Below are 14,239 nucleotides of genomic sequence, written 5' to 3' on the forward strand. Positions count from 1 at the left end.
TCAGTGCGTGGGCAGCGATGCCCACCTCGCCCAGCTTAAGCGCAAAGGGTCGGTCCTCGGCGGGACGACTCACAGGGATTACCGTGGACCCATGCGGTTCTACGAGACGACCCCCACACACGATCTGACCTACTCCGACGTGTTCCTCGTCCCGAGCCGGTCCTCGATCACCAGCAGGCTCGACGTGTCCCTCGCTCCGGGCGACGGCACCGGCGCCACGATCCCGATCGTGTCGGCCAACATGAACTCGGTCACGGGGCCCCGCCTCGCGGCGACCCTGGCCCGCCGCGGCGGCCTCGGTGTGCTGCCGCAGGACATGCACCTGCAAGACCTCGACGCCGCCATCCGGTGGGTCAAGGCGCAGCCCGTCGAGTACGACACCCCGTACTCGTTGGACGCCGGGCAGACCGTCGAGCAGGCGCTCTCGGTCGTCCCGGCCGTCGAGGGCCACGGCATCGTGCTGCACGACGGCACGGGTGCCTACCTCGGCTGCATCGCCACCTCGCGCCTGGCCACGGCCCCGCGTGACGCCCTGCTCGGCGACCTGCTGCACGGGGCGCTGACCTCGCTCGACGCCGATGACGTCGAGAGCCCGCGCGACGCGTTCGACCGCATGGTCGCGGCCGACATCCACTTCGCCCCCGTGCTGCGGCACGGTCAGGTCGTCGGCACGGTCAGCCGCAAGAGCGCGCTGCGGTCGACGGTCTACCAGCCCGCCGTCGACGCCGACGGTCGGCTGCGGGTCGCCGCGGCGATCGGCATCAACGGCGACGTCGCGGGCAAGGCGAAGGCCCTCGCCGCGGCGGGTGTGGACGTGCTCGTGATCGACACGGCGCACGGTGACCAGGACGGCATGATCCGGGCCGTGCAGGCGGTGGCCGCCCTCGGCCTGGGCCTGCCGATCGTCGCGGGCAACGTCGTCACCGAAGAGGCCGTGCGGCACCTCGTCGCGGCCGGCGCGTCGATCGTCAAGGTGGGCGTCGGACCGGGCGCCATGTGCACCACGCGCATGATGACCGCCGTGGGACGCCCCCAGTTCTCGGCCGTGCTCGAGACGGCCGCCACCGCCCGCGCCCTCGGTGCCCACGTCTGGGCCGACGGTGGCGTGCGGTACCCGCGCGACGTGGCGCTGGCGCTCGCGGCGGGCGCCTCGTCGGTGATGATCGGCTCGTGGTTCGCCGGCACGATCGAGGCGCCGGGCGAGCTGGCGAGCGACGAGCGGGGACTCTACAAAGAGAGCTGGGGCATGGCCTCGACCAAGGCCGTCCGCGGTCGGTTCGAGCGCCTCGATCCGTACGAACTGGCTCGCAAGACGCTCTTCGCCGAGGGCATCTCGTCCTCGAAGATCTACCTCGACCCGCTCCGCCCCGGCGTCGAGGACCTCCTCGACATGATCACCTCGGGGGTTCGCAGCTCGTTCACGTACGCCGGGGCCACGTCCCTCCCCGAGTTCGCCGAGCGCGCGCTCGTCGGGGTGCAGTCGGCGGCCGGTTACGAAGAGGGCAAGGCGCTCCCCGTCAGCTGGTGAGACCGCGTGACGTCGAACCACGGGAATCGTGCACGTGCCGTAAGATCTCCCGTCTATGGATGACCCTCCGTCTCAGACGACCGCACCCTCGCACCATCGCACGCCGCGCCTCCTGACCACGGGCCCCACGACCTCCGAGCGGGGTGAGGGCACCCGGTGAACGAGTGGATACTGCTCGCCTTCGGCCTGTTGCTCACCGTCGGCACCGGTCTCTTCGTGGCCAGCGAGTTCTCGCTGGTCAACCTCGACCGGTCCGACCTCGAGGCCCGTCAGTCGCGGGGTGAGAAGGGGCTCGCCCCGACCATCGGCGCGTTGCGCATCACCTCGACCCACCTGTCGAGCGCCCAGCTCGGCATCACCTTGACCACCCTGCTGACCGGCTACACGATGGAGCCCGCGATCTCGAGGCTCCTCTCGCCGCCGCTCACCGCCGTCGGCGTGCCCGAGGGGGTCGTCGCGGTCGGCGCACCGATCGTCTCGATCGTCGTCGCCACCCTGCTGTCGATGATCATCGGCGAGCTCGTGCCCAAGAACTTCGCGCTCGCCCTGCCGCTCCAGACGGCCAAGCTGGTCATCCCGTTCCAGGTGCTGTTCACCACGGTGTTCAAGCCCGCCGTCGCCCTGCTGAACAACACGGCCAACGGGGTGTTGCGCGCCATGGGCATCGAACCGAAAGAAGAGCTGTCGGGTGCTCGCACGGCCGAAGAGCTCTCGTCGCTCGTCCGTCGCTCGGCGACCGAGGGCAGCCTCGACCGCGACACGGCGACCCTGCTGGCCCGGACGCTCGTCTTCAGCGACCACACCGCCTCCGACGTCATGACGCCGCGACCCCGCCTGTCGACCGTCGCGCGTGGCGACTCGGCCGAGACCGTGCTCGAGTTGGCGCGGCGCACCGGCTATTCACGGTTCCCGGTGACCGACGACGGGATCGACGACGTCGTGGGCCTCGTGCACGTCAAGCAGGCCGTCTCGGTGCCGCGTGAGAAGCGGGCCGACGTGCCCGTCTCGGCCTTGTTGACCGATGCCGTCCGTGTTCCCGAGACGATGACTCTCGACAACCTGCTGGGCGAGGTCCGAGGTCGCGGCTACCAGATGGCCGTCGTGGTCGACGAGTACGGCGGCACCGCCGGCGTGGTCACCCTCGAGGACCTCATCGAAGAGCTGGTCGGCGAGGTCAGCGACGAGCACGACCGCAGCCGCGTCGACGTGGTGCGGTCGCGCAACTGGCTGACGTTCCCCGGTCTGCTGCGGCCCGACGAGCTGCTCGAGCGCGCCTCGGTCAAGGTGCCGGAGGACGGCCCGTACGAGACGGTCGGCGGCTGGCTGATGAGCGAACTCGGACGTGTGCCGAAGGTCGGCGACGTGGTCGAGACCGACGACGGGGTCTTCCGCGTCGAACGGCTCGACGGCCGACGCATCGACCGCATCCGCTTCACACCCACGCCCGACGAGGTGGTCGAGCCGACCGCGACGGAGCCTGGCCGACGAGACGGACGAGACGGCCGAGACGGCCGCGACCGTTCGGGCCGACGCGACCCGAAGGTGTTGCCCGACAAGGTGCGCACGGGTGTCGAGGACGACCGGCGTGCCGTCCGCACGAAAGAGGTGACGCGATGAGCAGCGACTGGTGGGGCATCGTCTGGCTCGTCGTGCTGCTCGCCGGCAACGCGTTCTTCGTGGCCGCGGAGTTCGCCGTCATCTCGGCTCGGCGGTCGCAGATCGAGCCCAAGGCCGAGGCCGGCAGCCGTGCCGCCAAGACCACGTTGTGGGCCATGGAGCACGCGACGATGATGCTCGCGACCACGCAGCTCGGCATCACCATCTGTTCGCTCTTGATCCTCAACGTGTCCGAGCCGTCGATTCACCACCTGCTCGAGGGGCCGCTCGGCTGGACGGGGCTCAGCCCCGAGCTGGTCAGCGTCGTCGGCTTCGTCATCACGCTGGTTCTCGTGTCGTTCCTGCACGTGGTGTTCGGCGAGATGGTGCCCAAGAACATCTCGTTCTCGCTGCCCGACCGCGCCGCACTGCTGCTCGCCCCGCCGCTCGTCGCGATCGCCCGTGTGCTGCACGTGGTCGTGTTGGCCCTCAACCACTCGGCCAACGCCGTGTTGCGGGCCTTCAAGGTCGAGCCGAAGGACGAGGCGACGAGCGCGTACACGGTCGACGAGGTCGCGACCATCGTCGCCCAGTCGCAACGCGAGGGCATGATCACCGATGCCACCGGCACGGTGCGGGCCGCGTTCGAGTTCACCGAGAAGACCGTCGCCCAGACGGCCGTCCCGATGGACCAGCTCGTCACCCTGCCCGAGGACGCGACGCCGCACGACGTCGAGCGCGCGGTCGCCCAGCGCGGCTTCTCGCGGTACGTGCTCGTGGACGACGGCGGTGACCCCACCGGCTACCTGCACCTGAAGGACGTCATCGACCTCGACGAGGACGAGTTCGCCGATCCGGTGCCCCCGAAGCGCATCCGCCAGTTGATCTCCATCTTCCAGGGCACCGAGCTCGAGGACGCCCTGGCGACCATGCGTCGCAGCGGGGTGCACGTCGCGCGGTCCTTCGACGAGTCCGGCGCCACGCGAGGCGTGCTCTTCCTCGAGGACATCCTCGAAGAGCTCATCGGCGAGGTGCAGGACGCGACCAGGCGTCGCTGACCGGGCCCGACGCAGACGACGCGACCCGCGCCTCCTGACCCCGAGAGGGTACGGAGGCGCGGGTCGCGTCGTCCGCGAGGCCGCGGCCCCTGCGGCTCAGCGCCCGCGGAACGGTGCGCGCTGGTACTGCGGCGGGGTGTAGTCGAGGTCGATCCCGAGCTCGGCCGCGGCGCGCAGGGGGAAGTGCGGGTCACGCAAGAACTCGCGGGCCATCAGCACGACGTCGGCTCGCCCGCTCGCGACCACCTCGCTCGCCTGCTCGGCTCCGACGATGAGGCCGACGGCGCCGGTCTCGACGCGGCCCTGCGTGCGGACGTGCTCGGCGAAGCGCACCTGGTAGCCGAGGCCGACCGGGATGCTGACGCCGGCGACGAGGCCGCCGGTCGAGATGTCGAACAGGTCGGCGCCCGCGTCGCGCGCCCAGGCGGCGACGGTCGCGGTGTCGTCCTCGTTCCAGCCGCCGTCGGCCCAGTCGGTCGCCGAGAAGCGGACGAGCAGCGGATACTCCTCGCCGACCTCGGCTCGGACCGCCGCGACGACCTCGAGCAGGAAGCGCGCACGGTTCTCGAGCGAGCCGCCGTACCGGTCGTCGCGCCGGTTGCTCAGCGGCGAGAGGAACTGGTGCAGCAGGTAGCCATGGGCGGCGTGCAGCTCGATCAGCTCGAAGCCGGCGTCGATCGAGCGGCGCGCGGCGACCCGGAACGCCTCGACGAGGTCGCTCACCGCCTCGGTGGTCAGGGCGACGGGCTCGTCGTAGCCCTCGAAGGCAACGGCCGAGGGGGCCACGGTGGTCCAGCCGCCCTGGTCGGCGGGGACGGTGCCCTGCGTCTCGCTCCACGGGCGGAAGGTCGAGGCCTTGCGGCCCGCGTGCGCGAGCTGCACGCCCGGCACCGAGCCCTGCGAGCGGATGAAGGCCGTGATCGGGCGGAACGCCTCGACCTGGGCGTCGTTCCAGAGGCCCAGGTCCTGCGGCGAGATGCGTCCCTCGGGTGTGACCGACGTGGCCTCGGCGATCACCGCACCCGCGCCTCCTCGGGCGAGCGAGCCCAGGTGCACGAGGTGCCAGTCGGTGGGGACGCCGTCCTCGAGCTCGGCCGAGTACTGGCACATGGGCGCCACCCAGAGCCGGTTGCGGAAGGCCTGCCCCCGGAGGGTGATGGGGTCGAAGAGGCCGACGGGGGCGTCGGAGGGGGTCGTGGGGGCGGGTGCCGTCTGTGCTGCGTTCGTCACGAGGGGGGTCAGCGCCTTTCGGTGGGGTGGGCCGCGAGTTCTTCGACGAAGCGTCGGAGGGGCTCGGGCCCGGTGGACAGGTGCCCGATGATGCCGAGCTCCTGGGCGGCCTCGACGTCGTCGGACCTGTTGTCGATGAACACCGCGCCGGCGGCCGTTGTTCCGAGTTCAGCCAGCGGGGTACGTGTTCATCGCTCCACCGTATCGGCGGACCCGGCGCAGGCGGGCCCGACTACCGTCGAGGCGTGACCATCGAAACCCGCTTCGCCGACTGGACCCCCTCCGACGCCTCCGACTGGATCGCCGTCCCCTCCGAGAACGACGACAAGTACAGCCGCGGCGTGCTCGGCGTCGTGACCGGTTCGAGCGCGTACCCGGGGGCCGCCGTGCTCGGCGTCGAGGCCGCGCTGCACACCGGGGTCGGCATGCTGCGCTACCTCGGCCCGGCCCGCGCCTCCGACTTCGTGCTGCACCGTCGGCCCGAGGCCGTGACGAGCCCGGGTCGCGTGCAGGCGTGGTTGCTCGGCTCGGGTGTCGACCCGGACGATCTCGACGCCGAGACGCGCGACGGGTTCGCGACCGGCGCCTCCTCGGGGCTGCCACTCGTGCTCGACGCCGGTGCGCTGGCGCTGCGCGAGCAGGCGACCGGGCCGGTCGTGCTGACGCCGCACTTCCGTGAGCTGGCGAAGGCCTCGGGGCGTGAGGTCGACGAGGTCGCCGCCGATCCGGCCGGCGCCGCCGAACGGGCCGCGGGGGAGTGGGGCTGCACCGTGCTCGTCAAGGGCCACCGCACGTACGTCGCCTCGCCCGGCGGCGCGAGGCTCGTCGCGGCCAGCGCCCCGTCGTGGCTCGCGACCGCGGGCGCAGGTGACGCCCTCGGGGGAGTCCTGGGCGCGCTGGTCGCGACACACGCCGACGAGGTCGCCGAGGACGAGGAGGCGCTGGCCCGGTTGGCCGCGACGGCCGCGGTGGTCCACGGCCTCGCCGCGTCCCGCGCCAGCGCCGGGGGCCCCGTCACCGTGCTCGGCCTGATCGACGCCCTGCCCGCCACGATCGCCGAGCTGCTGAGCCGGGCCTGAGCCGGGCCCGACCCGGGCCGTGGGACACCGCGCCACGAAGTGAGCGTCGCACCACCAAACTCGGTGGTGCGACGCTCGGTTCGTGGTGCGACGCCCGCCGACGTGCGCGGAGGGTCAGGAGGCGGGGGTGGCGGCCACGAGGAACTCGACCGTTCCTTGGTCTTCGACCTTGACGAAGCCGAGGCTCGGCGCCTCGACGCCGTAGTCCGAGAAGGTCACCGGGATCGAACCGCTCACCTGCACGCCGTCGCCCGAGAGCGCCGCCTGCAACGGGACGGTGACCGTCTTCGTGACGCCGTGCATGGTCAGCTCGCCGGTCGCGTCGACGCTCGCGACCTCGCCGTCGGCCGGAACCGCGGCCTCGATCGGCTGGGTCAGCGTGAAGGTGGCCGTCGGGTACTGGTTCACCTGCATGGCGGTGCCCCGGAAGTAGTCGTCGCGGTTGCCGCTGTCGGTGGCGATCGAGGCCACGTCGACGTCGATGGTCGCGGCCGAGATGGTCGTCCCGTCCACGGTGACGGTGCCGGAGACCTGGTCGGTCTTGCCGACGACGGTGACGTCGGTGCCGTTCAGCACCTCGTCGACCCGGTACCCGGCCGTGCTGCCGTCCCCGATGTTCCAGTCACCCGAGAGCTGGTCGGGGTCGAGCGTGCTCGTCCCGGGGGTGAGGGCGGCGGTGGGCGCGGCCTCGGGTTCACCGACGATCACGTCGCGGTAGAAGGCCGGCCCGGCGAAGGCCGCGGTGGCCCCCAGGACGACGACGACGGCTGCGGCGATGCCGAGCCCGATGGTGGTCTTCTTCTTCATGATGGTCGTCCTTCGGAGGGGTCGGCGTGACGCGCGGCGAGTCCACGGGGCTGACCCGATGGTGACGCGTCACCCTCGCAGGAACCTGGGAGGCGCGGGTGAAGACGGTGGGGGTCAGGGCGCGGTGAAGCGGGTGAGGAATTCGCGCGTTCTGGCCTCGCGGGGCGCCGTGAAGAGCTGGTCAGGCGGCCCCTGCTCGGCGATGCGGCCCCGGTCGAGGAAGACGACCCGATCGGCGACGTCGCGGGCGAAGGCCATCTCGTGCGTCGCCATCAGGATCGTCGTGCCGACCTCTTTCAGCGTGCGCACGAGGTCGAGCACCTCGCCCACCAGCTCGGGGTCGAGCGCGCTCGTGATCTCGTCGAGCAGCAGGACGGCGGGGCGCGGGGCCAAGGCCCTGGCGATGGCGACCCGCTGCTGCTGCCCGCCGGAGAGGCGGTCGGGGTAGGCGCCGGCCTTGTCGCCGAGGCCCACGCGCTCGAGGACCTCGAGGGCGCGCTCGTTCGCGGCGGCCTTGGGCTGGCGCAGCACGTGGCGACTGGCCAGTGCGACGTTGTCGAGCACGGTCAGGTGTGGGAAGAGGTTGAAGTGCTGGAACACGACTCCGATGCGGGCCCGCACGGCGTCGACGCGCACCCGGGGATCGGTGATGTCGTCGCCGCCGAGCACGATGCGGCCGTCGTCGACCTGCTCGAGCAGGTTCACGGTGCGGAGCAGTGTCGACTTGCCCGAGCCGCTGGCGCCGATCAGAGCCACGACCTCGTCCCGTGCGACCTCCAGGTCGATGCCGTCGAGCACGACCGTGTCGCCGAACGACTTGCGCACGCCGTCGAGCCGCAGCACGGTCTCGGGGGGCCGGACCGTCTCGGGGCCGGTGGCAGCGGGTGCGTCGGGAACCGTGCCTCCTGAGGTGGTGTCGGGGGTGTGTGCGGTCATACGACGCTGCCCGCCTGTTCGCGACGACGGAGGCGCGCCGACAGCCAGTCGGTCAGCCAGATGGTGGGCAGGGCGAGCAGCACGAAGAGCAGCCCGGCGAGCACGTAAGGCGTGAAGTTCGCCGCGGTGGCCGTCTCGATCTGCGCGGCGCGGACGGCGTCGACGGCACCGAGCACCGAGATGAGACCGACGTCTTTCTGCATCGAGACGAAGTCGTTCATCAGGGCGGGCGTCACCTTGCGCAGGGCCTGGGGGAACACGACGAGGCGCAGCGTCTTGGCGTGGCTGAGGCCGAGCGACCGGGCCGCCAGGCGCTGCGACGGGTGCACGGCGTCGATGCCGGCGCGGATGACCTCGGACACGTAGGCCGAGTAGGTGAGGATGAGCGCGATCGTGCCCCAGAACTCGGCGGGGAGGCGCGGAATGCCGAGGCCCAGGCCCGGCACGCCGAAGCCGACGAGGTAGAGCACGATGATCAGCGGCATGCCGCGGAACAGGTCGGTGTAGCCGCGCACCAGGGCCCTGACCGGGAAGAACACAGCCCCCCGGAGGGTGCGGAGGGCGGACAGGACCGTGCTCAGGACGGCCACGCCGACGGCCGCGACCAGCAGTACCCGGACGTTGAGCCAGAGGCCCTCGACGACGCGCGGCCAGGCCGAGGCGAAGGTGGCGCCGTCGAAGAAGCTGAACTGCACGCGGGACCAGCCGGGCGTGCTCGTGACCGCCCACCAGGCAAGTGCGGCGAAGGCGACCGTGCTGACGGCGGCGATCACGACGGAGCGGGTCGACTGCCGTCGACGGAAGGCTCGACGGTCTAGTTCGAGGTCGCTGACCACCACGGGGTCGGCAGCGACCGTGCGAGGCGCTACGACAGCTCTTTCACGTCGTAGTCGGCGAGCCACTGCTGCTGCAGCTCGGCGAGCGTGCCGTCGGCCTGGAGGTCGTCGACGGCCTTCGTGACGTCGGCGGTCAACGAGCTGCCGAGCGGCAGGACGATTCCGAGCTGGTCGCTCGCACCGTCGATCGCGGGCAACTGGCCGAGCACGACGCCGTCCTCGACGAAGTAGGTGGCGGTGGGGACGTCGAGCACGATGGCGTCGACCTGACCGGCCTCGAGCGCCGCTTTGGCGTCGTCGTTGGAGTTGTACGCCTGGACGCCGTCGTCGGGATCGATCGCGTTCTCGGCGGCGGTGAAGCTCGTCGTGCCGCTCTGGGCTCCGATCGCGAGGCCCTTGAGCTCGGCGATCGAGGTGGCGTCGGCTGCGGCCGTACCGGGCAGGGTGACGACCGCCTGGCGCGTCTCGTAGTAGGCGGGCGAGAAGTCCACGGCCTTCTTGCGCTGATCGGTGATCGAGAACTGCTGCAGGTTGAGGTCGAAGGTCTTGGGGCCGGGCGCGATGGCCTCGTCGAAGGTCGTCCGCACCCAGACGACGTCGGAGTCGTCGTAGCCGAGCTTCTCGGCCACGGCGTAGGCCACGGCCGCCTCGTAGCCCTTGCCGGACGTCGGATCGTCGTCTTCGACCCACGGGCCGTAGGCCGGTTCGCCCGTCGCGACCGTGATCTTGCCGTCGGTGACGGGGCCGACGGCCGCCCCGTCGGTGCCCGAGCCCCCGCCGGACGAGCAGGCGGCGAGCGATCCGACCAGAACGAGGGTGGCGGCGGCGGTCGCGACGAGTCGGAGGGAGGCGGGTCTGCGCATGAGAGGGATCGTAGCGGCGACGGACGACGTCGGCCGACGCATGACGCCCGGTGTCGGGGTCGGCGGCTAGCCTGTGGGCATGCCGACCTCCGTGCCGCCCGCGTCGGCCGATCCCGGGGCGCCGCCGGCCGTGCCCGACGCGGGCTCGCCGCGCACCCGTGCGGGGGCCGACGATCGCACCGCCCTCGTCGATCGGGCGAGGTCGCTCGCCGCGTCACCCGTGGTGCTCGGTATCGCCTTCGTGCTGGTTCACGCCTGGCTCGTCCGGCTGAACCTCGTCGGGGGCAACCGCACCCTGGGCGACGTGGACGTCGTCTACCGCACCTGGATGCAACAGGGCGTCGGGGGCGGCGACTGGGTGGGCGTCGACCGACCCTGGGTCTACCCCCTCCTCGCCGCGGTGCCGATGCTGGTCGCGCGCCTGGGGGGCGACTCGGGTTACGGAGCGGTCTGGCTCGTGCTGGTGTCCTTGCTGAACGCTGGTGCGTTCGTCGTGCTCCTCGCGCGACGACGCGTCGGGTCGGTGGTCGCCGCGTGGTGGTGGCTGGCGTTTCTCGTCGCCCTGGGGCCGATCGCCCTCGGCCGCATCGACGCCGTCACGGTCGCGCTCGCACTGGTGGGCCTCGTGCTCGTCTCCACCAGGCCCTCGCTGGCGTCCGCGCTGCTCACGATCGCGGCGTGGGTCAAGGTCTGGCCCGCCGCCCTCGTGGTGGTGGCCCTCCTCGCCGTGCGCCGTCGGGTCGAGGTCGCCGTGGCCGCCGCGGTGACGAGCGCCGTCGTGGTGTCCATCTCGCTCGTGCTCGGCAGCGGCTGGAACGTCGTCGGCTTCGTCGGCCAGCAGGCCGGTCGGGGGCTGCAGGTCGAGTCGCCGGCGGCGGTGCTCTGGCTCTGGCGGGCAGCCGCGGGGGCCCCCGGTACCTTCGTCTACTACGACCGCGAGATCCTCACCTACCAGATCGCCGGCGACGGGGTCGGCTTCGCGGCGAAGGCCATGAGCCTCGTGATGGCCGCCGTCGTGCTGGGCGTCGTGCTGCTGGGTCTGCGGGCGGTGCGCCGCGGGGTGACGGCCACGCGCCTCCTCGGCCCGTTGTCGCTGGCCGTCGTCGTCGCATTGATCGTGACCAACAAGGTCGGTTCGCCGCAGTTCGTGGCCTGGTTGGCGGTGCCCGTCATCGTCGGGCTCGTGCTCGCTCGCTCGGGTGGTCCGCGATTCGTCGTGCCGGCGGTGCTGGCCGTCGTCGTCGCGGGGTTGACGCAGGTGGTCTACCCGCTCGAGTACGACGCCCTGCTCGCCGCGCGGCCCGACCTGGTCGCCGTGGTCACCGTGCGGGCCCTGCTCGAGCTCGGGTTGCTGGCGTGGGCGGCCGTCACGCTCTGGCGTGTGCGGCCCGCACACGCGAGGATGGGCGCATGATCGTCGCGTTCTCCGTCTCGCCCAGTGGTGCCGCTCCCGAGGGCGGGCCCTCCGCCGGTTCCGAACCCGATTCGGTCCATTCGGCCGTGGCCGCCGCCGTCGCGGTGGTGCGCGCCTCAGGGTTGCCCAACCACACCTCGTCGATGTTCACCGAAGTCGAGGGCGATTGGGACGAGGTGATGGCCGTGGTCAAGGCCGCGACCGAGGCCGTCGGCGCCTTCGGATCACGCGTGTCGCTCGTGCTCAAGGCCGACATCCGTCCGGGGCGCACCGGCGAGCTGAGCGGCAAGGTCGAACGGCTCGAGGCCGCGCTCGGCGACGTCTGACCACGACCGCCCCTTGAGTTCGGCCTCACGGGTCGTACACTGGTTTCCGTACCGCGCGGTCGAATCGATACGACCCGGCGCAGAGCACCCGTCAGGGTGGCCGCGCCGTCTTCGGGCCCGCGCCCTTCCCAGCTCGACGGCGAGCCGTGGCAGGCTCCCTCGCTGACACCCCCTCGATCCTGAAGGCCCCGCTCGTGACCCATCTCTCCCGCCGTCGCCGCACGGCCGCCCTGATCGCCCTCGCCCTGGGCGGCTTCGGCATCGGTTCCACCGAGTTCGTGGCCATGGGCCTGCTGCCGAACATGGCCGGCGATCTGCTGCCCGATCTGTACTCCCGGTCGGCCGATGCCGGCATCGCCCAGGCCGGCTGGTTGATCAGCGCCTACGCCCTCGGCGTCGTCGTCGGGGCCCCGACCATCGCCGCGATGTCGTCGCACTTCCCGAAGAAGAAGCTCCTGCTCGCCCTGTTGGCGGCCTTCACCGTCGGCACGATCGCCTCGGCACTGCTGCCGTCGTTCGGTTGGGTGCTCGCCGCCCGCTTCGCCGCCGGTCTGCCTCACGGTGCCTACTTCGGCATCGCGTCCATCGTCGCCGCCTCGATCATGGGGCCGGGCAACCGCGGCAAGGGCGTCGCGCTCGTGCTCAGCGGCTTGACGATCGCCAACGTCATCGGCGTGCCCACGATCACCTGGCTCGGTCAGCAGGCCGGCTGGCGCGTCGCCTACCTCGCCGTCGCCCTGATCTTCGCCCTCACCTTCGCCGCCGTCGCCCTCGCGGTGCCGCACCAGGACGGCGACGCGTCCGCCTCGATGAAGCGTGAGCTCCGAGCCTTCAAGCAGCCCCAGGTGTGGTTGGTGATGGGCATCGGAGCCATCGGCTTCGGGGGGTTCTTCGCGGTGTACAGCTACATCGCCAACGCCGTGACCGAGGGCGCGGGTGTGTCCGAGGGAATCGTCCCCTGGGTGCTCGTCACGGTCGGCGTCGGCATGACGATCGGCAACCTGCTGGGCGGCTGGTTGGCCGACCGATCGCTCAAGCTCGCCATGTACCTCGGCTTCGTCGGCCTCATCGCCGCGCTCTCGGCCTACGCGCTCACCTCGAGCTCGATCGTCGGCATCTTCGTCAGCACGTTCTTCGTCGGCCTCGTCGGATCGAGCGTCGGCCCCTCGGTGCAGTCCCGCCTGATGGAGGTCGCCGGCGAGAGCCAGGTCATCGGCGCCGCCCTGAACCACTCGGCCATGAACCTCGGCAACAGCTTCGGCGCCTACCTCGGCGGCGCGGTCATCGCGGCCGGCCTCGGCTTCTCGGCACCCGGCTGGGTCGGCGTCGTGCTGGCCCTCGCCGGAGTCGTCCTCACCATGGTCAGCTTCGGCATGCAGCGCATCGACGACCGACGCGGCACGGCCCGGGCCAGGGCCGACGAACGCGAGTCGGTCTCGGCGTAGACGTCCTCGGAACGCCGACCCGCGCCTCCTCGGGTCGTGCTCGACCTCTCGTGGACGAGGATGCACCTGCTGTGCGCGTTCGGATGCGGGCTGCCGGCCCGGGATGACCTCTGGCCCGTGCGCCGTGCCGAACCCGACTCGCCTCGTGCCGTCAGGCGTGCCGAACCCGACTCGCCTCGTGCCGTCAGGCGTGCCGAACCCGACAGAAGGCGTCCGACTCGCCGCTCATCTCTGCCTGGAACCGCGCGTCGGCCGCAGACTTGTCGCGATTTGCACAACGCAGGCGGGTGGGCAGGGCGGGGGAGTGCGGCTCAGGAGGCGCGGGGGACGCCGACGGCGGACGGCCCGGCCCAAGAAGGGGCCGGGCCGTCGCGCGGGGTCGCGCCGGGGGTCAGAAGCTGGTCTGGGCCGGGGTGTCGGTCTGCAACAGGATGCCGTCCTGGATGGCTCGCTTCCGCAGGGCCACCTTGGTGCCCACGTCGTAGCCGGCCACACGGTACTTCTCGCGGATGCGCTTGAGGTAGCTCTTGGCGGTCTCTTCGCTGATGCCGAGTTGGTAGGCGACGGCCTTGACGGGCTCGCCGCCGCCGTAGAGCGCCATGACACGACGTTCTTGCGCGCTGAGCTTGGGCACCCCGCCGATCTCGGCGGCGTTGAGGGCCAGGTCGAGCTCGGCCGAGATGTAGGACTCGCCCTTGGCGGCCGAGCGGATCGCCTCGACGATCATCTCGGCGTCCTCGCTCTTGACGAGGTAGCCCAGTGCACCGGCGGCGAGGGCTTCGCGCACGACGTTCGGCTCGGAGTAGGTGCTCATCAGCACGGTCTTGACGCCGGTGGTCTTGAGCGTGTTGATCTTGAGCGAGATCGGGATGTTGTCTTTCAGGTCGAGGTCGAGCAGCACGACGTCGACCGGGAACTCGGGGTGCGTCAGCAGCTCGGGCCAGGACGCGACGGCGGCGACCATCGAGATGTCGCTCGCGGCTCCGCGGATCCATTCGCTGAGGGCGCCCAGCAGCATCTTGTGATCGTCTACGAGGGCGAGGCGGATGCGGTCGTCGGGGTCTGACACGTCGGGACCTTCTTTCAGGGCGGAGTGGTGTTCATGCTACGGGCGGAGGCGG

General features: G+C 71.4%; 14 protein-coding genes. 7 read left to right on the top strand and 7 right to left on the bottom strand.

What is annotated here, in order from left to right:
• Positions 1 to 91: 91 nt before the first annotated feature.
• The 3 genes from HRF36_RS03255 to HRF36_RS03265 all read left to right on the top strand — a co-directional run bounded on the left by HRF36_RS03255 (position 92) and on the right by HRF36_RS03265 (position 4,182).
• The gene (locus HRF36_RS03255; protein WP_173206122.1) at positions 92 to 1,528 is read left to right on the top strand and encodes a GuaB1 family IMP dehydrogenase-related protein; all 1,437 of its coding nucleotides are present in this window, start codon (positions 92 to 94) and stop codon (positions 1,526 to 1,528) included.
• 156 nt (positions 1,529 to 1,684) lie between these two features.
• The gene (locus tag HRF36_RS03260; RefSeq protein ID WP_173206125.1) at positions 1,685 to 3,145 is read left to right on the top strand and encodes a hemolysin family protein; all 1,461 of its coding nucleotides are present in this window, start codon (positions 1,685 to 1,687) and stop codon (positions 3,143 to 3,145) included.
• Positions 3,142 to 4,182, top strand: a complete 1,041-nt coding sequence (locus HRF36_RS03265) for a hemolysin family protein (protein ID WP_173206128.1) — start codon at positions 3,142 to 3,144, stop codon at positions 4,180 to 4,182. Before HRF36_RS03260 ends, HRF36_RS03265 begins: the two co-directional genes overlap by 4 nt.
• Positions 4,183 to 4,278: 96 nt before the next feature.
• Here the strand turns inward: HRF36_RS03265 and HRF36_RS03270 are convergent, their stop codons facing one another.
• Positions 4,279 to 5,412, bottom strand: coding sequence for an NADH:flavin oxidoreductase/NADH oxidase (locus HRF36_RS03270; RefSeq protein ID WP_173206132.1), 1,134 nt, complete (start codon positions 5,410 to 5,412; stop codon positions 4,279 to 4,281).
• 8 nt (positions 5,413 to 5,420) lie between these two features.
• Positions 5,421 to 5,555, bottom strand: coding sequence for a hypothetical protein (locus tag HRF36_RS16035; RefSeq protein ID WP_256428743.1), 135 nt, complete (start codon positions 5,553 to 5,555; stop codon positions 5,421 to 5,423).
• 102 nt (positions 5,556 to 5,657) lie between these two features.
• Between HRF36_RS16035 and HRF36_RS03275 the strand changes: the two genes are divergently transcribed.
• Entirely contained in the window at positions 5,658 to 6,491 is an 834-nt protein-coding gene (locus tag HRF36_RS03275; protein WP_371739982.1) for an NAD(P)H-hydrate dehydratase, read from the top strand.
• Positions 6,492 to 6,605: 114 nt separating this feature from the next.
• On the opposite strand, the gene HRF36_RS03280 is transcribed toward HRF36_RS03275, so the two are convergent.
• The 4 genes from HRF36_RS03280 to HRF36_RS03295 form a co-directional block, all read right to left on the bottom strand.
• The gene (locus HRF36_RS03280; RefSeq protein ID WP_173206135.1) at positions 6,606 to 7,298 is read right to left on the bottom strand and encodes a YceI family protein; all 693 of its coding nucleotides are present in this window, start codon (positions 7,296 to 7,298) and stop codon (positions 6,606 to 6,608) included.
• A 114-nt stretch (positions 7,299 to 7,412) separates the two neighbouring features.
• A complete protein-coding gene (locus tag HRF36_RS03285) occupies positions 7,413 to 8,234 on the bottom strand; it encodes an amino acid ABC transporter ATP-binding protein (protein WP_173206137.1) in 822 nt (273 codons plus the stop codon).
• A complete protein-coding gene (locus tag HRF36_RS03290) occupies positions 8,231 to 9,070 on the bottom strand; it encodes an amino acid ABC transporter permease (RefSeq protein WP_371740048.1) in 840 nt (279 codons plus the stop codon). The genes HRF36_RS03285 and HRF36_RS03290 overlap by 4 nt, the downstream gene beginning before the upstream one ends.
• A 29-nt stretch (positions 9,071 to 9,099) precedes the next feature.
• The gene (locus tag HRF36_RS03295) at positions 9,100 to 9,933 is read right to left on the bottom strand and encodes an ABC transporter substrate-binding protein (protein WP_173206144.1); all 834 of its coding nucleotides are present in this window, start codon (positions 9,931 to 9,933) and stop codon (positions 9,100 to 9,102) included.
• A gap of 79 nt (positions 9,934 to 10,012) precedes the next feature.
• Between HRF36_RS03295 and HRF36_RS03300 the strand changes: the two genes are divergently transcribed.
• The 3 genes from HRF36_RS03300 to HRF36_RS03310 all read left to right on the top strand — a co-directional run bounded on the left by HRF36_RS03300 (position 10,013) and on the right by HRF36_RS03310 (position 13,118).
• On the top strand, positions 10,013 to 11,347 hold the full coding sequence (locus HRF36_RS03300; RefSeq protein WP_173206147.1) for a glycosyltransferase 87 family protein: 1,335 nt from the start codon (positions 10,013 to 10,015) through the stop codon (positions 11,345 to 11,347).
• Complete coding sequence (locus HRF36_RS03305) at positions 11,344 to 11,673, top strand: thiamine-binding protein (protein WP_173206150.1); 330 nt, start codon at positions 11,344 to 11,346, stop codon at positions 11,671 to 11,673. Before HRF36_RS03300 ends, HRF36_RS03305 begins: the two co-directional genes overlap by 4 nt.
• Before the next feature lie 194 nt (positions 11,674 to 11,867).
• Positions 11,868 to 13,118, top strand: a complete 1,251-nt coding sequence (locus tag HRF36_RS03310; protein ID WP_173206153.1) for an MFS transporter — start codon at positions 11,868 to 11,870, stop codon at positions 13,116 to 13,118.
• Positions 13,119 to 13,509: 391 nt separating this feature from the next.
• Here the strand turns inward: HRF36_RS03310 and HRF36_RS03315 are convergent, their stop codons facing one another.
• Positions 13,510 to 14,187, bottom strand: a complete 678-nt coding sequence (locus HRF36_RS03315) for a response regulator transcription factor (protein WP_173206156.1) — start codon at positions 14,185 to 14,187, stop codon at positions 13,510 to 13,512.
• Between the last annotated feature and the right edge of the window lie 52 nt (positions 14,188 to 14,239).

It is taken from the genome of Frigoribacterium sp. VKM Ac-2836 (assembly GCF_013248995.1).
Classification (GTDB): Bacteria; Actinomycetota; Actinomycetes; order Actinomycetales; family Microbacteriaceae; genus Frigoribacterium.

Coding starts and splice junctions, on each gene's coding strand:
- HRF36_RS03255 (WP_173206122.1), top strand. CDS start 92: ATGCGGTTCTACGAGACGACCCCCACACACGATCTGACCTACTCCGAC.
- HRF36_RS03265 (WP_173206128.1), top strand. CDS start 3,142: ATGAGCAGCGACTGGTGGGGCATCGTCTGGCTCGTCGTGCTGCTCGCC.
- HRF36_RS03280 (WP_173206135.1), bottom strand. CDS start 7,298: ATGAAGAAGAAGACCACCATCGGGCTCGGCATCGCCGCAGCCGTCGTC.
- HRF36_RS03285 (WP_173206137.1), bottom strand. CDS start 8,234: ATGACCGCACACACCCCCGACACCACCTCAGGAGGCACGGTTCCCGAC.
- HRF36_RS03295 (WP_173206144.1), bottom strand. CDS start 9,933: ATGCGCAGACCCGCCTCCCTCCGACTCGTCGCGACCGCCGCCGCCACC.
- HRF36_RS03300 (WP_173206147.1), top strand. CDS start 10,013: ATGCCGACCTCCGTGCCGCCCGCGTCGGCCGATCCCGGGGCGCCGCCG.
- HRF36_RS03305 (WP_173206150.1), top strand. CDS start 11,344: ATGATCGTCGCGTTCTCCGTCTCGCCCAGTGGTGCCGCTCCCGAGGGC.